The organism is Salmonella sp. A7 (assembly GCF_020181675.1).
Classification (GTDB): Bacteria; Pseudomonadota; Gammaproteobacteria; order Enterobacterales; family Enterobacteriaceae; genus Salmonella; species Salmonella enterica.
In genome coordinates, this window is sequence record NZ_CP084001.1 from 2,547,307 (window position 1) to 2,566,099 (window position 18,793).

Consider the following 18,793-nt stretch of genomic DNA (forward strand, 5'->3'; position numbering starts at 1 on the left):
AAATATGGATTTTTCATTAACTGAAGAACAAGAACTATTACTGGCCAGTATTCGCGAGTTAATCACCAGCAATTTTCCGGAAGAGTATTTCCGTACCTGCGATCAAACGGGCACCTATCCCAAAGAATTTATGCAGGCGCTGGCGGAAAACGGTATTTCGATGCTGGGCGTCCCGGAAGAATTCGGCGGCATTCCGGCTGACTATGTAACGCAAATGCTGGCGCTGATGGAAATCTCAAAATGCGGCGCTCCGGCCTTTTTGATTACCAACGGCCAATGCATTCACAGTATGCGCCGTTTTGGTTCCGCAGAACAACTGCGTAAAACAGCAGAAAGTACTCTGGCCACCGGCGATCCAGCATATGCGCTAGCTTTAACAGAACCTGGCGCGGGATCTGATAATAATAGCGCCACAACAACCTGGACGCGTAAAAACGGCAAGGTTTATCTTAACGGCCAAAAAACATTTATCACCGGTGCAAAAGAATATCCTTACATGCTGGTTCTGGCGCGCGATACGGAGCCAAAAGATCCTAAAAAAGCGTTCACGCTTTGGTGGGTGGACTCAAATAAACCGGGCATAAAGATTAATCCGCTGCACAAAATTGGCTGGCACATGTTGAGTACATGCGAAGTTTATCTCGATAATGTCGAGGTGGACGAAAGCGACCGGGTCGGTGAAGAAGGCATGGGTTTCCTCAATGTCATGTACAATTTTGAAATGGAGCGTTTGATTAATGCGGCGCGCAGTACAGGTTTCGCCGAATGCGCATTTGAAGATGCCGCCCGTTACGCCAACCAGCGTATCGCCTTTGGTAAACCCATCGGCCATAACCAGATGATCCAGGAAAAGCTGGCGTTAATGGCCATCAAAATCGAAAACATGCGCAATATGGTGTTGAAAGTCGCCTGGCAGGCCGATCGGGAAGAGTCACTGCGTACCAGCGCCGCGCTGGCTAAGCTGTACTGCGCACGCACAGCGATGGAAGTGATTGACGATGCGATTCAGATTATGGGTGGGCTTGGTTATACTGACGAAGCCCGTGTCTCCCGCTTCTGGCGCGATGTTCGCTGCGAACGTATCGGTGGCGGCACGGATGAAATTATGATCTATGTGGCAGGACGCCAGATTCTGAAAGACTATCAGAACAAGTAAGAATCGTACCGGAACGTCTTATTCGGCCTGACTGCTTTACGGCATCAGGCCGAATAAATCAGATATATTTCGCCGTCAGGTATTTGGCAGCAAATACGCCTGCTCAACCAGACTATTTTTAAATTGCTTACGATAATCGTTGGGAGAACATCCTACATGCCGCATAAACAATTTGGCAAAATGGTCCACATTTTCATATCCTACCCGCCATGAAATTTCTGCCAGTGGCGACTCAGTGTTTGTCAGCGCAAACTTGGCCTCGGTCATACGTCGTTGAATAACATAGTTGATAGGGGATATATGATATTCTTTGGCAAATTCATGGCATATATAACTGACGCTGGCACGAAATTTTTTCGATAGCTGGTCAAGCGTGATTTTTTCACGATAATTATTATTGAGATAAACAAGCACATCCTTAATTAATACATCTTTTTTAATGTAGCCTTGTTCAGAACGATAGGCATTTTTAAAATTTTCATAGTAAAGTGCGGTCAGAGTGTAAGCAAATGCATCGTATACAGAGGAAGCCAATACGTTTTTCCCCTGCGGAAGTAACACGCTTAATTCATTAAAGATACTTTTAATGACCTCTTTCCCCTGAACCACGGAAACCACCGGACAGGAATGACTCTGCAATAGTTGGTTTTCTTCCCAACCTGGAAAACAAAACCCATACAGCGCACAGGTATAGGTGGTAGCCGGCGAATTGCTGTCGGATGCTACAGCGTGTAGCCGCCCCCGCTCAACGACGACAATATCGTCCGCATGCGCGACGTAGAGTGAAGAGTCAATAATTAGCCTGGCTATCCCTTTTTTGACGTAAATAAGCTCTGTTTCATTATCATGCATATGATGGCCAGACTCCCAGTTTGGATCATCGCTAATGACAAAACGTGAAAATCGAGGGGTCTTGTCCTGTTCAAAAATCGTCTCCGCGGCGGAGTCAAAACAGCGCTGATACATAATAACCTCTGTCAGGTTTAAAAAGATAACCAGGATAAAATAAAGCGAGCGTCAGTGTTGTACAACCGTGGAGATTACCAGCAAAACAAGATTATTCGTTCCGAATGCAAGATATTATGTTCTTTTGCAGACAGCTCAGATTACCTGTCGATAGCGTATTATCAGACAAAAATACATAGCCGACATATCTTTGATGTTTTCTTTTAACCTCACAGAAACAACATCGCACGTTTCATGTTAAAAAATGATGATATGCTTCGCACTTATTATTCTCACTACCGTATTTATATTTTTATGACGCCCTTTTCAGATGGTTGCTAACGATTCTCTGTTCGCAGATTTTTTGTGCAAGATTGTTGGCAAGGAAAACAGATTGACCCATCGTAAACCTCTTCAGACTGCCGCAGACTATTTTCAGTCAGATTTACGTTACTTATCCGCACGCGACTCACTGGAGATGCAATGAAAATAATAACCTGCTTTAAGTTGGTGCCTGAAGAACAGGACATTACCGTGACCCCGGAGCATTCGCTCAATTTTGATCGTGCCGAGGCCAAAATCAGCCAGTTTGATTTAAATGCAATTGAGGCCGCCGCGCAGTTAGCTGGCGATGGCGACGAGATCGCCGCGCTCACCGTCGGCGGCTCTCTGTTACAAAATTCAAAAGTCCGCAAAGATGTGTTATCCCGCGGGCCAGATGCGCTTTTTATGGTTCAGGATGCGCAGCTGGAGCACGCCCTGCCCAAAGAAACCGCGCTGGCGCTAGCATCCGCGGCGGAGAAAATCGGCTTTGACCTGCTGCTCTTTGGAGAGGGCTCCGGCGATATTTATGCCCAACAGGTGGGCCTGCTGACTGGCGAACTCCTGAAACTCCCCGTCATCAACGCAGTAAGCCATATTCAACGCGACGGCGACAAAATCATCGTTGAACGCACACTGGAAGAAGACGTTGAAATTATCGAGCTCACGCTGCCCGCGGTGCTTTGCGTGACCTCAGATATTAACGTTCCACGCATCCCGTCAATGAAAGCCATTCTCGGCGCCGGGAAAAAAGCCGTTACGTCGTGGCTGGCGAGCGATATCCACTGGACCCCAACCACGCCAATGTCGGAACTGGTCGCCATCTCGGTACCGCCGCAGACAGAACGCAAGCATATCATTCTCGATAACGATTCGCCGGAAGCCATCACCGCACTGGCCGACCATTTGAAAAAATCCCTGAACTAAGCCCAACGGAGAAAAATTATCATGAATCATTTAGCTAACGTATGGGTATTTAGCGATAACGTAGAGCGTTATGCCGAATTAATGACCGGCGCGCGGCAGTGGGGAGAAAAAGTTTACGCCATCGTGCAAGGAAACACGGAGATCGACTACGTGAAAGCGCTTGGCGCTGATGAGATAGTCATTCTTGAATCGCATACGGATTTGCAGCGCGTGGAAAACTATGCCGAAACGCTGGCCTCGTTATTAGGCGACCAAAATGGGCTGCTGCTCATGGCGGCGACCAAGCGCTGTAAAGCGCTGGGCGCCCGGCTGAGCATCCAGCTTGACGCCGTGATGGTGAACGACGCGACGTCTATTGACCTCCTCGACGGGACGCTACACGCAGAGCATCGCATGTACGGCGGACTTGCTTTCGGCAAAGAGAAATTAAACAGTCCGCAGGCGATTATTACGCTGGCACCCGGCGTGCTGGAACCCGCCGCCCCTCTCCCCGGTCATACTTGCCCGCAGACCACGCTGGCATATATTGCCCCACGCCACGAGGTATTGTGCCAGCAGCGGCGCGCGAAATCGTTAAGCAGCGTCGATTTGAGCAAAGCCAAACGGGTCATCGGCGTAGGACGAGGTCTCGCGGCGCAAAGCGATCTGGATATGGTGCATAAACTGGCGACCGTCCTCGGCGCAGAAGTGGGCTGTTCCCGCCCCATTGCGGAAGGTGAAAACTGGATGGAACGCGAGCGTTATATTGGCGTATCCGGCGTTCTGTTGAAATCCGATCTCTATCTGACGCTGGGCATTTCCGGCCAAATTCAACATATGGTGGGTGGAAACGGCGCAAAAATTATTGTCGCAATTAACAAAGATAAAAACGCGCCCATTTTCAATTATGCCGATTATGGCCTGGTGGGCGATATCTATAAGGTTGTTCCTGCCCTCATCGACCAGTTAAGCCGCTAATTCCTTTTTCAACGCACATCTCCCGTCGTCGATACGGCGGGAAAGGAGCATAAAGCATGTCGGATGATAAATTTGACGCTATTGTGGTGGGCGCAGGCGTAGCAGGAACGGTCGCCGCGTATGTGATGGCAAAAGCGGGACTGGATGTACTGGTTATTGAACGCGGAAACAGCGCGGGCAGCAAAAATATGACCGGTGGCCGGCTCTACGCTCACAGTATCGAAAGTATTATGCCGGGATTCGCAACGTCCGCCCCCATCGAACGCGTCGTTACCCGTGAAAAAATCTCCTTTTTAACCGAAGAAAGCGCCGTCACACTTGATTTTCACCGCGCGCCCCCTACTCCGCCCCTTACGTCATATACCGTACTGCGCAACAAACTGGACCCGTGGCTAATGGCGCAGGCGGAACAGGCTGGCGCGCAGTTTATCCCAGGTGTACGGGTCGACGCTCTGGTACGTGAAGGCAATCGCGTCACTGGCGTTCAGGCCGGGGATGATATTCTGGATGCGAATATTGTGATTCTCGCGGACGGCGTGAATTCCATGCTGGGCCGTTCGCTGGACATGGTGCCTGTCTCTTCTGCGCATCACTATGCCGTCGGCGTAAAAGAGTTGATTGGGCTCTCTCCGGCACTTATTGAAGAGCGCTTTAATCTGGCGTCCCATGAAGGCGCCGCCTGGTTATTCGCTGGCGCGCCCTCCAACGGGCTCATGGGCGGCGGGTTTCTTTATACCAACCGCGATTCGGTTTCTCTGGGGCTGGTATGTGGCCTGGGCGACATTGCTCACGCGACCAAAAGCGTACCGCAAATGCTGGAAGATTTTAAACAGCATCCGGCAATACGCCCTTTGATTCAGGGGGGAACGCTGCTTGAATACTCCGCTCATATGGTGCCCGAAGGCGGCATAGCAATGATGCCGGAGCTGGCAAATGACGGCGTGATGATTGTCGGCGACGCCGCCGGTCTTTGCCTGAATCTCGGCTATACCGTCCGCGGCATGGATTTAGCCATCGCGTCCGCGCAAGCGGCCGCTCAAACCGCCATTGACGCTAAAGCGCGGCAAGATTTTTCCGCCGCGAGTCTTGCCGGTTACAAACGCGCGCTGGAGAAAAACGGCGTGTTACGCGATATGCGGCATTTCCGCAAACTCCCCGGATTAATGGAAAACCCACGGCTTTTTACCGAGTACCCGCGAATGGCGGCAAACATTGTGGGCGATCTGTTCACCGTTGATGGCGGTCCAGTCCCACCGTTGCGTAAAACTATCCTGTCACATGCGAAAAAAATTGGACTGGTGAATCTATTAAAAGACGGCATAAAAGGGGCTACGGCATTATGAGTTCGGACAATAAGGTGAATGTTGACGTCAAATTGGGCGTAAATAAATTTTACGTAGATGAAGGACACCCACATATCATTTTGCGCTCCTCGCCTGACATGCAGGAGTTTAATAAATTAATAAAAGCCTGCCCTGCCGGACTCTATAAGCTGGACGATGCGGGAAATATTCATTTTGACTCCGCGGGCTGCCTGGAATGCGGGACCTGCAGGGTTCTCTGCGGCAATACTCTTCTCGAAAAATGGGAATACCCGGCGGGAACGTTCGGCGTTGAGTTTCGCTACGGCTGACGCTCTGAAACACCGGATAACGACGCTACGGCGTCTTATTCGGCTTGCCCCCGGAGATTACGTCATTTGTATTAATAGAGAACAAGTCAATGAGTGTTACATTAACGTTTGACGCCGCAAGGCGGAAAACCTATCGCGAGTCCGGCTACTGGGGCGATGCTTCACTGGGCGACTACTGGCGGCAAACCGCACGTGCCGTACCCGATAAAATCGCCGTGGTCGATAATCATGGCGCGTCCTGGACCTACGCCGCACTCGACTGCGCGGCAAGCCGCCTGGCAAACTGGTTACTGTCTCAGGGGATTCAACCGGGCGATCGCGTGGCCTTTCAGCTTCCGGGCTGGTGTGAGTTTACTCTCATTTATCTGGCCTGCCTGAAAACGGGCGCGGTATCTGTCCCGCTACTTCCCGCCTGGCGAGAAGCGGAGCTGGTTTGGGTGCTGAACAAATGTCAGGCTAAAATATTCTTCGCCCCCACTGTGTTCAAACAGAATCGTCCGGTCGATCTTATCCTTCCGCTACAAAATCAACTGCGCCATCTGACGCATATTGTCGGCGTGGATAAACTGGCGCCTGCCACCACAGCGCTTGCGCTTAGTCAAATCATCGACCGCAGCGAACCGTTGCAGTCAGACATTAACATTCACGGTGATGAACTGGCGGCAGTGCTATTTACCTCCGGCACAGAAGGAATGCCGAAAGGGGTGATGTTGACCCACAATAATATTCTTGCCAGCGAACGGGCGTATTGCGCGCGGTTGAATTTAACCTGGCAAGATGTGTTCCTGATGCCTGCGCCACTGGGCCACGCCACCGGATTTTTACACGGCGTCACCGCGCCCTTTTTAATCGGGGCGCGTAGCGTATTGCTGGACATCTTTACCCCAGAAGCCTGCCTTACCTTATTAGCGCAGCAACGCTGTACCTGTATGTCAGGCGCGACGCCGTTTATTTACGATCTGCTTTGTGCCGTTGAGCAACAGCCTGCCGACCTCTCCTCACTGCGATTCTTCTTATGCGGCGGCACGACTATTCCCAAAAAGGTTGCCCGCGACTGCCAGCAGCGCGGTATCAAATTATTGAGTATTTACGGTTCTACAGAAAGTTCTCCACACTCGATGGTTAATCTGAGTGATTCGACTTCACGCATGATGAATACCGATGGTTATGCCGCCACCGGTGTAGAAATTAAAATCGTGGATGAAGATCGCAATACGCTTCCAGCAGGCCACGAAGGCGAAGAAGCCTCGCGCGGGCCAAACGTTTTTATGGGATACCTGGACGAGCCGGAACTTACCGCCCGCGCACTGGATAATGAGGGCTGGTATTACAGCGGCGACCTCTGCCGCATGGATGAAGACGGTTATATCAAAATTACCGGGCGCAAAAAGGATATTATTATACGTGGAGGTGAAAATATCAGCAGTCGCGAAGTCGAAGATATTTTGCTACAGCACCCTCGCATACACGATGCTTGCGTCGTTGCTATGCCTGATGAACGCTTAGGCGAACGTTCATGCGCGTATGTGGTCTTAAAACCGCCGCACCTTTCGCTGACGCTGGAAGAGGTGATCGCTTTTTTCAGTCGAAAACGGGTAGCGAAGTATAAATATCCGGAACGGATCGTCATCGTAGAAAAACTGCCCAGAACCGCCTCTGGCAAAGTGCAGAAGTTTCTGTTGCGGCAGGATATTATTGAGCGGCTGCGCCAGGAGCACACCGCGGTATAAATTGCCGGATGGCGACGTTAACGCCGCCATCCGGTATTACACTACTTCTTCAGTTCCGCCAGACTCAGCCAGGTCTGAACCACGGTGTCCGGGTTCAGCGACAGGCTGTCGATCCCCTCTTCCATCAGCCAGGCGGCAAAGTCTTCATGGTCGGACGGACCCTGACCACAAATTCCAACATATTTGCCCTGTTTTTTCGCCGCGCGGATCGCCATCGACAGTAGCGCTTTCACCGCGTCGTTACGCTCGTCAAACAGTTCAGACACCACGCCGGAATCGCGATCCAGCCCCAGCGCCAGCTGCGTCATGTCGTTAGAACCAATCGAGAAGCCATCAAAATATTCGAGGAACTGTTCAGCCAGCAAGGCATTGGACGGGATCTCACACATCATGATGATCTTCAGCCCGTTCTCGCCGCGTTTAAGCCCCTGGCGCGCCAGCTCTTCGATGACCGCTTTCGCCTGGTCGACCGTCCGCACGAACGGGATCATGATTTCGACGTTGGTAAGGCCCATATCGTTGCGCACGCGTTTCACCGCTTCGCATTCCAGCGCAAAACAATCGCGGAAACTTTCTGCGACGTAACGGCCCGCGCCGCGGAAGCCCAGCATAGGGTTTTCTTCATGCGGCTCATAGCGTTCGCCGCCGACCAGGTTGGCGTATTCGTTGGACTTAAAGTCAGACAGACGAACGATAACGCGTTTCGGGTAGAAGGCGGCGCCTAACGTCGCGATCCCTTCCGTCAGTCGACCAACGTAAAATTCACGCGGCGAGTCAAACCCTTTCATCATCTCACGAATGTCGTTTTGCAGCGCGGCATCCTGGTCGTCAAACTCCAGCAGCGCACGCGGGTGAACGCCAATCATACGGTTAATGATGAATTCCAGTCGCGCCAGACCTACGCCTTCATTCGGCAGGCAGGCAAAGTCAAATGCCCTGTCCGGGTTGCCGACGTTCATCATGACCTTCAGCGGTAGCTCTGGCATGGTATCTACGCTGGAGCTTTTTACGCTGAAATCCAGCATGTCGGCATACACATAACCGGTATCACCTTCTGCGCAGGAGACGGTTACTTTTTCGCCATCTTTCATGCGTTCGGTGGCGTCGCCGCAGCCGACTACCGCCGGAATACCCAATTCGCGGGCGATAATTGCCGCATGACAGGTGCGCCCGCCACGGTTAGTGACAATCGCCGCCGCTTTTTTCATGATCGGTTCCCAGTCCGGGTCGGTCATATCGGTGACAAGCACATCGCCAGGCTCAATACGGTTCATTTCGCCGATATCATGAATAACTTTTACCGTACCCGCGCCGATACGATGCCCAATGGCGCGACCTTCGGCAATGATTTTCCCCTGCGCATGTAGCGTATAACGCTCCATCACCTGGCCACGAGAGCGCACGGTTTCCGGACGTGCCTGCACAATAAAGAGCTTACCGGTATGACCGTCTTTCGCCCATTCGATATCCATCGGACGACCATAGTGCTGCTCAATCTGCACCGCTTGTTTCGCCAGCTCCTGCACTTCTTCGTTGGTGAGCGAGAAAATGTCGCGCTGTTCCTGCGGCACATCCTCAATCTTCACTTGCTTGCCGTGCTCCTGGGTGGCGGCGTAAACCATGCGGATTTTTTTCGACCCCATGGTGCGGCGTACGATGGCCGGACGGCCTGCCGCCAGGGTTGGCTTATGGACATAAAATTCGTCCGGGTTAACCGCGCCCTGCACCACCATTTCACCCAGTCCCCATGCCGAGGTGATAAAGACCACCTGGTCAAAACCGGATTCGGTATCGATAGAGAACATCACCCCTGACGAGGCGAGATCGGAGCGAACCATCCGCTGCACGCCAGCGGAAAGCGCTACGCCGCGATGATCATATCCCTGGTGAACGCGATAAGAGATGGCGCGATCGTTAAACAGAGAAGCAAATACGTGTTTCACTGCCACCAGAACCGCATCGAAGCCCTGAACGTTAAGAAACGTTTCCTGTTGACCCGCAAACGAAGCATCTGGCATATCTTCCGCCGTGGCGGAGGAACGCACGGCAAAAGAGGCATTTTCATCATCCGACGAAAGCTGCGCATAGGCATCGCGGATGGCGTTTTCCAGCTCCGGCTGGAAAGGAGTGTCGATAATCCACTGGCGGATCTGCGCGCCCGCTTTCGCCAGCTGGGAGACATCATCAATATCTGTCTTATCCAGCAGCTCATAAATGCGCTGGTTTACGCCGCTTTGATCCAAAAACTGGTTAAACGCATCGGCAGTGGTTGCAAAACCATTCGGAACGGATACGCCCATGCCGGAAAGGTTAGTAATCATTTCACCCAGGGAGGCATTTTTGCCCCCAACTCTGTCTACATCATTCATGCCGAGTTGGTTATACCAAAGCACCAGCGGTGACGAGCCATTGTTGGACATCGAACAATCCTTTTGTGATAAATGAACGAGTTTAAGAAACACATAGTTGCGTATTTATCCTGGCATACTTAAACCCGCGAAAAAAACGGTGAATCGTTCAAGCAAATTTATTTTTTCATTTTTTCAGATTGTTTACGTAGTTGCGCAAACCCGCGCATAGCACGGCATTCCCTTAATAACCCTCGGTATAAACTGCGTTTCCAGGAAATGAAACACACTTTTCATTAATTATAAAAAGTGTCTGTCATTTTATAAAATAAGCGACAAGTTATACGTTTCCCGTTACTTTTAATTTATGCTTTCAGATAATTATGTTTACTCTTCAGGATGAACAGAATGGATAATGTTGTTGATCGCCATGTTTTCTATATTTCTGATGGTACCGCCATCACCGCCGAGGTCCTGGGTCACGCGGTTATGTCGCAGTTTCCGGTGACGATCAGCAGCATCACGCTGCCATTCGTGGAAAACGAAAGTCGCGCCCGCGCCGTCAAAGACCAAATTGACGCCATTTATCAGCAAACCGGCGTTCGCCCGCTGGTATTTTACTCGATTGTTTTACCTGAAATTCGCGCCATCATCTTACAGAGCGAAGGTTTCTGCCAGGATATCGTCCAGGCGCTGGTGGCGCCGCTTCAGCAGGAGATGAAACTGGATCCGACGCCGATCGCTCATCGTACTCATGGGCTTAATCCGGGTAACCTGAACAAGTATGACGCCCGTATTGCCGCTATCGATTATACCCTGGCGCATGATGATGGCATTTCATTGCGCAACCTCGATCAGGCCCAGGTCATTTTACTTGGCGTTTCGCGCTGTGGAAAAACGCCCACCAGCCTCTATCTGGCGATGCAATTCGGTATTCGTGCGGCTAACTACCCTTTCATCGCCGATGATATGGATAATTTGACACTGCCCACATCGTTAAAACCGCTACAACATAAACTGTTCGGCCTGACAATTGACCCTGAACGCCTGGCGGCTATTCGCGAAGAACGCCGTGAAAACAGTCGCTATGCCTCGTTGCGTCAGTGCCGCATGGAAGTGGCGGAGGTTGAAGCGCTGTATCGTAAGAATCAGATCCCCTGCCTGAACAGCACCAATTATTCCGTTGAAGAGATAGCCACCAAGATTCTCGATATTATGGGGCTTAACCGCAGAATGTACTAGCAAACTAGTTTAATGGTTTGGTTTTTGTTATCATGCTGTTCTGCCTGCGAGGTGTGACACGCCTCGCACTTGAAATCAGCAGGGATTGGTTTATCGTGATGCCCATCACTTCCCGGTAGTCCTGCCGTTGAAGCAACAAATTTCTGAGACTTGTAATGAACAGAACCGACGAACTCCGTACTGCGCGTATCGACAGCCTGGTAACACCGACCGAACTCGCGCAGCGGTATCCTGTATCGTCCTCCGTCGCCAGTCACGTTACCGACTCCCGACGCCGGATAGAAAAGATTTTAAATGGTGAAGATCCACGGCTACTGGTCGTCATTGGCCCCTGTTCGATTCACGATCTGAATGCTGCTATGGAATACGCGACGCAGCTCCAGGCACAACGCCAAAAGCATCAGGCGCGTCTGGAGATCGTCATGCGCACCTATTTTGAAAAACCGCGCACCGTTGTGGGATGGAAAGGCCTGATTTCCGATCCCGACTTGAATGGAAGTTACCGCGTCAATTATGGGCTTGAACTGGCGCGTCGCTTGCTATTGCAGGTGAACGAACTGGGAGTACCGACCGCCACAGAATTTCTTGATATGGTCACCGGCCAGTTTATTGCCGATCTGATCAGTTGGGGAGCGATTGGCGCGCGTACCACCGAAAGCCAAATCCATCGGGAAATGGCTTCTGCGCTCTCTTGTCCGGTCGGCTTTAAAAATGGTACGGATGGCAATACTCGCATTGCCGTTGACGCTATTCGCGCCTCCCGCGCCAGCCATATGTTTCTCTCGCCGGATAAAGACGGACAGATGACCATCTACCAGACGAGTGGCAACCCGTATGGGCACATCATCATGCGCGGCGGTAAAAAACCGAACTACCACGCTGAAGATATTGCCGCCGCCTGCGACACGTTGCATGAATTTGATCTGCCGGAACATCTGGTCGTCGACTTCAGCCACGGCAACTGTCAAAAACAGCATCGCCGCCAGTTGGAGGTATGTGATGATATTTGCCAGCAGATTCGTAATGGCTCCACGGCAATTGCCGGGATTATGGCCGAGAGTTTTTTACGGGAAGGCACGCAAAAAATTATCAGCGGTCAACCATTAATCTATGGTCAGTCCATTACCGATCCCTGCCTGAACTGGGAAGATACGGAAGTTCTGTTGGAAAAACTGGCCGCGGCGGTAGATAGCCGCTTTTAATAGCTCGCCCATCCTGCCGGGATGGGCGTTTCTTCGATGCGTTACCCGCCCTTTTCTCTCCCCGCGCGTATATCACTCCACAGAATTAGCACTTGCTGTTATCGCATTAATTATTGATAATAATAATCATTGTGAGTTTGATTATTAATAAATAGCATGTCGCGTATGGATAACACCGAGCTGCCTCACCCTAAGGAAATAGACAATGAAACGCTTCTCCCTGCCGCTGAACGGCGCGTCAACAGTCAGGCGCTATTAGGTCCGGACGGCAAAGTCATTATCGATCACAATGGTCAGGAGTATCTGTTGCGTAAAACTCAGGCTGGTAAGCTACTGTTAACCAAATAACGCTCCGCCAGCAGACGATGCTGCTGGCATCTGGCTAACTTGAACAACTGACCTCCAGCCGTTTTCCCCACTCCGGCGGTCGGCTGGCATAGTCATCATCTCGATCGGTAAAAGGTTGACGTAAAACTTCATGCAACCGATGCAGTTCCGCCATGTCTCCTTGTTCAGCCGCATCTATCGCGCGTTGCGCCAGCCAGTTGCGCAACACAACCGCAGGATTCACGCGTTGCATCTGCTGCTGGCGCAGCGCGTCATCCACCGCCTCTGTGCGCAATCGCGCCCGGTAGCGGTCGAACCAGGCATCGAACGCCGTGCGATCGATAAACGTATCCCGCAACGGCGAGGAAGCGCTCTGTTGCTCCGTATGGCTTAACATCCGAAATGTACGGGTATAATCACTCCCTTCGCGCGCCATCAGACTAAACAATTCATTCAGTAAAGCGTTATCGTCTTTTTGCTCGGTAAAGAAACCCAGCTTCTGGCGCATTCGCTGCCCATAGTGCGTTAACAACGCGTCCTGGTAACGATCCAGCGCTCTGTTTAACGCGTCGATCTCAATAAAAGGGGTTAGCGTCTGCGCCAGACGTTGTAAATTCCACAGCGCCACCGACGGTTGATTATCGAAGCGGTAACGTCCCTGATGATCGGAATGGTTACCAATGAAGCCGGGATCGTAGTCGTCGAGAAAACCAAAGGGGCCATAGTCGATGGTCAGCCCCAGAATCGACATATTATCCGTATTCATAACACCGTGCGAAAAACCGACGGTTTGCCACTCGGCGATGAGTCTTCCGGTACGCGCCGCCACCTCTTCAAACCACAAAGCATATTTTTCCGGGACATCCTGCCATTGCGGCCAGTAATGACGAATAGCGAAATCAGCCAGTTGCTGAACTTTTTCCGGCTCACGGCGGTAGTAGAAATGTTCGAAATGACCAAAACGCATATGACTTTGTGCCAGACGCATTAACATCGCGCCCGTTTCCTGCGTCTCTCGCTGAACCAGCGTATCGCTGGCTACGATAGATAACGCGCGCGTAGTGGGAATACCCAGATAATGCATGGCTTCGCTGGCAAGGCTTTCTCGTATGGTTGAACGCAGGACGGCGCGTCCATCCCCCATTCGCGAATAGGGTGTTAATCCGGCACCTTTCAGATGCCAGTCGAGGGTCGAGCCATCCGCCAGGAGCTGTTCGCCCAGCAAAATACCGCGTCCGTCGCCGAGTTGTCCCGCCCAGACGCCGAACTGATGCCCGCTATATACCTGCGCGACAGGTGACATACCGGGTAATAAGGTTTCGCCGCCCCAAACGCCAGCGCCATTGGTAGCGTCAAATAACGAAGCGGGAATGGCTAGCTGCTGCGCCAGTTCGTCGTTATACCAAATCAGTCGCGCATTTTTTAACGGTGTGGGTAAAAGCGCGGTATACGTTGCTGGCAGTTCATCGCGCCAACGGGCAGTAAAAGACAGGGTCATAGGGCCTCCTGTCTTCAGTGTAGACGGTTAATCACCGGTTAAACACCGGCAAACAGAAAGGTTATCGCTGAACGAGTTTAATGAGCTGGCTTACTGGCACCGGAGGCCATAGTCCGCCCTGGAATGCGCTAAACCCCAATGGCGCTGCGCGCGCAAACATCGCCTCAGTATCAATACCGGCAATCATCAGCGACTCGCAGCTGGAGGAGAGCTGGGCAACGATAGCGTGCATGAATGGTTCGAATGAGATCATTTCAGCTCGCTGCTGAATAAAATTTTTATCCAACATGACTCGTTTGAAAAGCCCATCGAAAATAGCTTTAGTCGACGCCTCGCCTGCCCCAAAATTTGCCAGCATTAATGGGAAATGCATTGCCAGATTAGCTAACGTTTCATTGTTTTTGCCCTGGTTTAACCCAGGATAATTCTCATTTATAGCTAATTCAAGAAACGGAAAGCGCGCTGCCCGGGAAAAAAGTTCGCTATCTAATAATAATAAGTCACTAATTGCAGGCGGTAAATTAAGCCATGCAATAAGTTTATGCTGAATAAAAAAGTGCTGACAGGTTTCTAACAACGCCAGTTTTTCAACAAACAGACAGTATTGCTCCTCCACCGAAAGGCGAGGCGCTACCAACTCAGTCGGCATCCGCACGGCGCCGTCTTCAGCGGCAAACGTTGCAATAATCTCTAAACCAACAAGCCGAGCGTTTTCATCCATGACGGGAAGGAAAAAGAGTTCGGAATGGTAAAGCTCATCAAGTGAAGCAATCATTACGCCAGTCCCATGGTTAGGGCGCTATTCGCCATCCAGTCACTACGGACGGAAACAGACGTAACTTCAGATACTAATTGAAGCGTCATCATTTTTCTTGTTTACCGGTAAACCGGTTCCTTTTTTTAACTTACTCTGATTATAAACCAATATCCAATGTTGTACTTTTAACAGGGCGTAAGCACGCCCGTTTTTAATAAAAGTACGTTTGTAAATGCTACGGTTATATCATTATATATGATGACAACAGATGTCATAAGTTCAACCGACGGTATGTTAAAAATAGACTATAAAATTTATATCGTCTGCGAGGTTAAATTCGCCGTGCCTGCCAGAAGTTTTTTCGCCAGTACACATTATCCAGCGATGAACGCATCACGCCACGACTGGTAGAGGCATGAATAAACTCATTATTTGTATCGTAAATACCAACATGTAAACCACTTTCGCCCGAACCGGTTTTAAAGAAAACCAAATCTCCAGGCAGCAATTCATCTTTATCGATTCTGGTGCCGATTTTTGATTGTTCACGCGTATCACGAGGCAACTGCAAATCAAACTTGTCGCGCATAGTGACTACCACAAAGCCGGAACAGTCCACGCCTCTGCGACTCATGCCGCCGTAACGGTATGGCGTACCGCGCCAGGACTGCAACTGATCGTTCAGACCCGCAATGACGGTAATGGAGTCTGATAATCTGGCGTTTGGCGCCGGTGCCCGATGAGTACTGCATCCTGCCAGGAACAATGCTGTGATAACAAGAAGCCAAAAACGCATGCCGCAACAATCCTCTGTTTTTATTTTGGTATTAATTTAGCGTCGAAATTACCTGCTTTTCAAGAAACGATTTTACTTAAGTGGCCGAAATGAGCATTGGATGCCCCTCGACGTCGAGTCGTCGAAAGCGCAGACCGTAGGCTTGCGCCAGATAAGAGGGGGTGAGCACCTCTTCCCGGCGGCCGCAGGCAATGAGTTTACCGCGCTTTAGTAACCAGGCTTTATGCGCATGGCGCAGCGTGTGGTTCAGATCGTGGCTACTCATCACAATCGCAATTCCTGCCTGACACAAATGATGTAATACCCGATCCAGAGCGTTTTGTTGCGCAACATCGAGACTGTTCATCGGCTCATCAAGCAGCAATAATTGACCGACCGGATTAGCGTCAGGATGAATTTGTAGTACAACGGCAGCAAGGCGAACGCGCTGCCACTCGCCACCGGAAAGCTGATTCACGCTTCGCCCCAGTTTGTCGCCCAATCCAAGCATATCGGCCACCTCGTTAAGCTGCCCGGTTCGCGTTTTATCAGGTTGATGCAATGTCAGGTAATGCCAGACCGGCATGGCGAACGGCGGATTTTGCTGTTGCGCAAGATAAGCGCGGTGTTGGGCAAGCGTTGCCGTCGCCCATGCCTCCAGCGGCGCTCCGCCAAACCTGATGCTCCCCTCGCCTGAGGTTAACCCCGCCATACGCGCCAGTAGCGTGCTTTTTCCGGCGCCGTTCGGCCCGACAAGATGAAGGATCTCTCCTGCGCTTACTTCGCCGGAAAGCGGCCCCAGGCGGGTGCTCTCGGCGACATCCTTTAATTGCATCAATTGAGACATTATTTTGCCAACGCGATTTTTATGCTTTCCATCACAATAGGATCTTCAGGCGTCATATCCGGCGAAAAACGCTGTACCACCTGACCATCCCGGCCTACCAAAAATTTTTCAAAATTCCACAGAATATCATCCGGATAGAGTGGCGTACGCCCTTTGCTTACCATCCGTTCGTAAAAGCCGCTCTTCTCCGGCGCGACTGCCGTTGGCGCAGCGGCTATCAGTTTTTGATACAGCGGATGACGCGCGTCGCCATTCACATCAATTTTACTGAACATCGGGAACGTGACGCCCCAGGTGCTGGCACAATAGGTTTTAATCTGCTCTTCGCTGCCTGGCTCCTGCCCCATAAACTGGTTGCAGGGAAAACCCAACACGACAAACCCCTGATCTGCCCACGCCTTCTGGATATTTTCCAGCTGTTCATATTGCGGCGTCAGTCCACATCTGGAGGCGACGTTTACAATGAGCAGCACTTTTCCGGCGTATTTTTCAAGTGTAGTGACCTCTCCATCAATCGTCGTAACGTGAGTATTAAGAAGCGAGTTTTGCATGGTGTCTCCCTGATGTCGGTAGAATAGCGGGTTTCATCGTTAGCCTTTAATCATAGACTGCGAATGATGAAAGCAGTTGTTTGCCGATGCGCTAACGCGCGGATTTGAGCAGCAGCCAGATAAACACTGGCGCCCCCAATGTGGCGGTGACCACCCCGATAGGCAGTTCAGCCGACGCCAGCGCCAGTCGGGCGACCACATCAGCCAATAGCAGGGCGATAGCCCCGGCCAGCGCGCAGCCGGGAAGTAAAACCCGGTGATCGGTTAAACCACATAAGCGCAGGATGTGCGGAATAACCAGACCGATAAAACCAATCGCCCCCGCCATCGCCACGCTGACGCCCACCATCCAGCCGGTGGCGACGACCAACAAATTGCGCCAGAACCACAGCGGCAGGCCAAGCTGCCGCGCCGAGGTTTCCCCTAGCGCCAGCATATTCAGCGGTTGCGACTGGCAACATATCCAGATGAGTACCGGGATGAGCGCAATCATTAGCCAGCTCTGCTGCCAGTCAACGCCGCCGAATCCTCCCATCATCCAGTACATTAATTGCCGCAGATCGAAAGAGGTGGAAAAATAGATAGCCCACGTCATCAGCGCGCTACAGATAATGCCCAGCGCGACGCCCGCCAACAACAAGCGGCTGGTAGAGAGATGGCGGCGCGCAAAACGCAGCAGGATTAACGTAATAATGAGCGCGCCGGCTATAGCGCACAGTCCCAGCGCCCATCCAGGCAGTTGCCCCTGCCCCAGTAAGACGGCGGCAATAAGCCCAACACCGGCCCCATTCGAAACGCCGAGCAGGCCCGGTTCAGCAAGTGGGTTTTCAAACAGCGCCTGCATCACAGCGCCCGATAGCGCCAGCGCAGCGCCAACCAGCAATACCGCAAGCGTGCGGGGAAGACGAATTTGCCAGACAAACAGTTCTCCCCGGGCGCTTAACCAGTCACCGGGGGCAATCCACTGTTCGCCTGCGCATAAGCTCAGAAATGTAGCCAGTAGCACCAGCAGTGACAGGCTCAGAAGCCAGCGAACGTTTCGTCGCTGTTGTTGGCGGGCAAAAGTCAGCATGTTATCCATTCAGCTGAAAAGAGGTAGCGTGATTTTACGGTGGGTATCCTTTACTTGAAAGAAAAAAGGCCGCAATGCGGCCTTTTTAGTTATACGAGTCATCTTTCAGGCTAACAGATACGCTGTCATCCCGCTGATCTACTTTCGGGATGGCAGCGTATCTGCCACAATACACCCTGATGGATGTTATGCCTGGATCTGATTACTCTTCTTTGGGCGAAGCGTTCTCGACCCGGCTCTTTAACTTCTGCCCGGGTCTGAAGGTCACCACGCGCCGTGCTGTAATAGGAATATCTTCACCCGTTTTCGGGTTACGCCCCGGACGTTGATTTTTATCACGCAGATCGAAGTTACCAAAACCAGAGAGTTTCACCTGCTCACCGTTTTCCAGAGCACGACGGATCTCTTCGAAAAACAGTTCAACCAGTTCTTTGGCATCCCGCTTGCTAAGCCCAAGCTTATCAAACAGATATTCTGACATTTCAGCTTTTGTAAGCGCCATAGG

General features: G+C 51.5%; 18 protein-coding genes. 9 read left to right on the forward strand and 9 right to left on the reverse strand.

The features are described from left to right. Positions 1 to 4 precede the first annotated feature (4 nt). Positions 5 to 1,156 carry an acyl-CoA dehydrogenase gene (locus LCS67_RS12505; protein WP_000347819.1) on the forward strand — a complete coding sequence of 384 codons (1,152 nt, stop codon included), beginning with the start codon at positions 5 to 7 and terminating at the stop codon, positions 1,154 to 1,156. A gap of 75 nt (positions 1,157 to 1,231) precedes the next feature. On the opposite strand, the gene LCS67_RS12510 is transcribed toward LCS67_RS12505, so the two are convergent. Beyond that, a complete protein-coding gene (locus LCS67_RS12510) occupies positions 1,232 to 2,122 on the reverse strand; it encodes an AraC family transcriptional regulator (protein ID WP_000284832.1) in 891 nt (296 codons plus the stop codon). 462 nt (positions 2,123 to 2,584) lie between these two features. Here LCS67_RS12510 and LCS67_RS12515 point away from each other — a divergent pair, with 462 nt between their 5' ends. From LCS67_RS12515 to fadK, 5 genes are all read left to right on the forward strand, one after another. After that, positions 2,585 to 3,349, forward strand: a complete 765-nt coding sequence (locus LCS67_RS12515; RefSeq protein WP_031565890.1) for an electron transfer flavoprotein — start codon at positions 2,585 to 2,587, stop codon at positions 3,347 to 3,349. A gap of 21 nt (positions 3,350 to 3,370) precedes the next feature. Next, the gene (locus LCS67_RS12520; RefSeq protein WP_001015880.1) at positions 3,371 to 4,306 is read left to right on the forward strand and encodes an electron transfer flavoprotein subunit alpha; all 936 of its coding nucleotides are present in this window, start codon (positions 3,371 to 3,373) and stop codon (positions 4,304 to 4,306) included. 56 nt (positions 4,307 to 4,362) lie between these two features. After that, entirely contained in the window at positions 4,363 to 5,649 is a 1,287-nt protein-coding gene (locus LCS67_RS12525; protein WP_001278565.1) for an FAD-dependent oxidoreductase, read from the forward strand. Next, positions 5,646 to 5,939 (forward strand): ferredoxin family protein, encoded by a 294-nt coding sequence (locus LCS67_RS12530; protein ID WP_000093362.1) that lies wholly within the window; start codon positions 5,646 to 5,648, stop codon positions 5,937 to 5,939. The genes LCS67_RS12525 and LCS67_RS12530 overlap by 4 nt, the downstream gene beginning before the upstream one ends. A gap of 89 nt (positions 5,940 to 6,028) precedes the next feature. Next, on the forward strand, positions 6,029 to 7,669 hold the full coding sequence (fadK, locus tag LCS67_RS12535; RefSeq protein WP_001649708.1) for a medium-chain fatty-acid--CoA ligase: 1,641 nt from the start codon (positions 6,029 to 6,031) through the stop codon (positions 7,667 to 7,669). A 41-nt stretch (positions 7,670 to 7,710) separates the two neighbouring features. On the opposite strand, the gene ppsA is transcribed toward fadK, so the two are convergent. Beyond that, on the reverse strand, positions 7,711 to 10,089 hold the full coding sequence (ppsA, locus tag LCS67_RS12540) for a phosphoenolpyruvate synthase (RefSeq protein WP_000069340.1): 2,379 nt from the start codon (positions 10,087 to 10,089) through the stop codon (positions 7,711 to 7,713). A 336-nt stretch (positions 10,090 to 10,425) separates the two neighbouring features. Between ppsA and ppsR the strand changes: the two genes are divergently transcribed. The 3 genes from ppsR (at position 10,426) to hemP (ending at position 12,809) form a co-directional block, all read left to right on the forward strand. Then, entirely contained in the window at positions 10,426 to 11,259 is an 834-nt protein-coding gene (ppsR, locus tag LCS67_RS12545) for a posphoenolpyruvate synthetase regulatory kinase/phosphorylase PpsR (protein WP_000370992.1), read from the forward strand. A gap of 155 nt (positions 11,260 to 11,414) precedes the next feature. Continuing rightward, positions 11,415 to 12,461 carry a 3-deoxy-7-phosphoheptulonate synthase AroH gene (gene aroH / locus LCS67_RS12550; protein ID WP_001082196.1) on the forward strand — a complete coding sequence of 349 codons (1,047 nt, stop codon included), beginning with the start codon at positions 11,415 to 11,417 and terminating at the stop codon, positions 12,459 to 12,461. 156 nt (positions 12,462 to 12,617) lie between these two features. After that, complete coding sequence (hemP, locus tag LCS67_RS12555; RefSeq protein ID WP_000089115.1) at positions 12,618 to 12,809, forward strand: hemin uptake protein HemP; 192 nt, start codon at positions 12,618 to 12,620, stop codon at positions 12,807 to 12,809. 34 nt (positions 12,810 to 12,843) lie between these two features. On the opposite strand, the gene selO is transcribed toward hemP, so the two are convergent. The 7 genes from selO to ihfA all read right to left on the reverse strand — a co-directional run bounded on the left by selO (position 12,844) and on the right by ihfA (position 18,790). Further along, positions 12,844 to 14,286 carry a protein adenylyltransferase SelO gene (gene selO / locus LCS67_RS12560; protein ID WP_023232946.1) on the reverse strand — a complete coding sequence of 481 codons (1,443 nt, stop codon included), beginning with the start codon at positions 14,284 to 14,286 and terminating at the stop codon, positions 12,844 to 12,846. Between the two features lie 61 nt (positions 14,287 to 14,347). Further along, positions 14,348 to 15,061, reverse strand: coding sequence for an anti-FlhDC factor YdiV (ydiV, locus tag LCS67_RS12565; RefSeq protein ID WP_000562007.1), 714 nt, complete (start codon positions 15,059 to 15,061; stop codon positions 14,348 to 14,350). Positions 15,062 to 15,374: 313 nt separating this feature from the next. Next, positions 15,375 to 15,839, reverse strand: coding sequence for a C40 family peptidase (locus LCS67_RS12570; RefSeq protein WP_001213256.1), 465 nt, complete (start codon positions 15,837 to 15,839; stop codon positions 15,375 to 15,377). 76 nt (positions 15,840 to 15,915) lie between these two features. Further along, complete coding sequence (gene btuD / locus LCS67_RS12575; RefSeq protein WP_000080607.1) at positions 15,916 to 16,665, reverse strand: vitamin B12 ABC transporter ATP-binding protein BtuD; 750 nt, start codon at positions 16,663 to 16,665, stop codon at positions 15,916 to 15,918. Beyond that, positions 16,665 to 17,216: a glutathione peroxidase gene (locus tag LCS67_RS12580; protein ID WP_001181570.1), complete on the reverse strand. Its 552-nt coding sequence runs from the start codon at positions 17,214 to 17,216 to the stop codon at positions 16,665 to 16,667. The genes btuD and LCS67_RS12580 overlap by 1 nt, the downstream gene beginning before the upstream one ends. A gap of 91 nt (positions 17,217 to 17,307) precedes the next feature. Continuing rightward, positions 17,308 to 18,288, reverse strand: coding sequence for a vitamin B12 ABC transporter permease BtuC (gene btuC, locus LCS67_RS12585; protein ID WP_000954977.1), 981 nt, complete (start codon positions 18,286 to 18,288; stop codon positions 17,308 to 17,310). Between the two features lie 202 nt (positions 18,289 to 18,490). After that, on the reverse strand, positions 18,491 to 18,790 hold the full coding sequence (gene ihfA / locus LCS67_RS12590; protein ID WP_001229266.1) for an integration host factor subunit alpha: 300 nt from the start codon (positions 18,788 to 18,790) through the stop codon (positions 18,491 to 18,493). Positions 18,791 to 18,793 lie beyond the last annotated feature (3 nt).

Coding starts and splice junctions, on each gene's coding strand:
- ppsA (WP_000069340.1), bottom strand. CDS start 10,089: ATGTCCAACAATGGCTCGTCACCGCTGGTGCTTTGGTATAACCAACTC.
- ihfA (WP_001229266.1), bottom strand. CDS start 18,790: ATGGCGCTTACAAAAGCTGAAATGTCAGAATATCTGTTTGATAAGCTT.
- fadK (WP_001649708.1), top strand. CDS start 6,029: ATGAGTGTTACATTAACGTTTGACGCCGCAAGGCGGAAAACCTATCGC.
- LCS67_RS12515 (WP_031565890.1), top strand. CDS start 2,585: ATGAAAATAATAACCTGCTTTAAGTTGGTGCCTGAAGAACAGGACATT.
- hemP (WP_000089115.1), top strand. CDS start 12,618: ATGTCGCGTATGGATAACACCGAGCTGCCTCACCCTAAGGAAATAGAC.
- aroH (WP_001082196.1), top strand. CDS start 11,415: ATGAACAGAACCGACGAACTCCGTACTGCGCGTATCGACAGCCTGGTA.
- LCS67_RS12580 (WP_001181570.1), bottom strand. CDS start 17,216: ATGCAAAACTCGCTTCTTAATACTCACGTTACGACGATTGATGGAGAG.
- LCS67_RS12505 (WP_000347819.1), top strand. CDS start 5: ATGGATTTTTCATTAACTGAAGAACAAGAACTATTACTGGCCAGTATT.
- LCS67_RS12570 (WP_001213256.1), bottom strand. CDS start 15,839: ATGCGTTTTTGGCTTCTTGTTATCACAGCATTGTTCCTGGCAGGATGC.
- selO (WP_023232946.1), bottom strand. CDS start 14,286: ATGACCCTGTCTTTTACTGCCCGTTGGCGCGATGAACTGCCAGCAACG.
- LCS67_RS12510 (WP_000284832.1), bottom strand. CDS start 2,122: ATGTATCAGCGCTGTTTTGACTCCGCCGCGGAGACGATTTTTGAACAG.
- LCS67_RS12530 (WP_000093362.1), top strand. CDS start 5,646: ATGAGTTCGGACAATAAGGTGAATGTTGACGTCAAATTGGGCGTAAAT.
- ydiV (WP_000562007.1), bottom strand. CDS start 15,061: ATGATTGCTTCACTTGATGAGCTTTACCATTCCGAACTCTTTTTCCTT.
- btuD (WP_000080607.1), bottom strand. CDS start 16,665: ATGTCTCAATTGATGCAATTAAAGGATGTCGCCGAGAGCACCCGCCTG.
- ppsR (WP_000370992.1), top strand. CDS start 10,426: ATGGATAATGTTGTTGATCGCCATGTTTTCTATATTTCTGATGGTACC.
- btuC (WP_000954977.1), bottom strand. CDS start 18,288: ATGCTGACTTTTGCCCGCCAACAACAGCGACGAAACGTTCGCTGGCTT.
- LCS67_RS12525 (WP_001278565.1), top strand. CDS start 4,363: ATGTCGGATGATAAATTTGACGCTATTGTGGTGGGCGCAGGCGTAGCA.
- LCS67_RS12520 (WP_001015880.1), top strand. CDS start 3,371: ATGAATCATTTAGCTAACGTATGGGTATTTAGCGATAACGTAGAGCGT.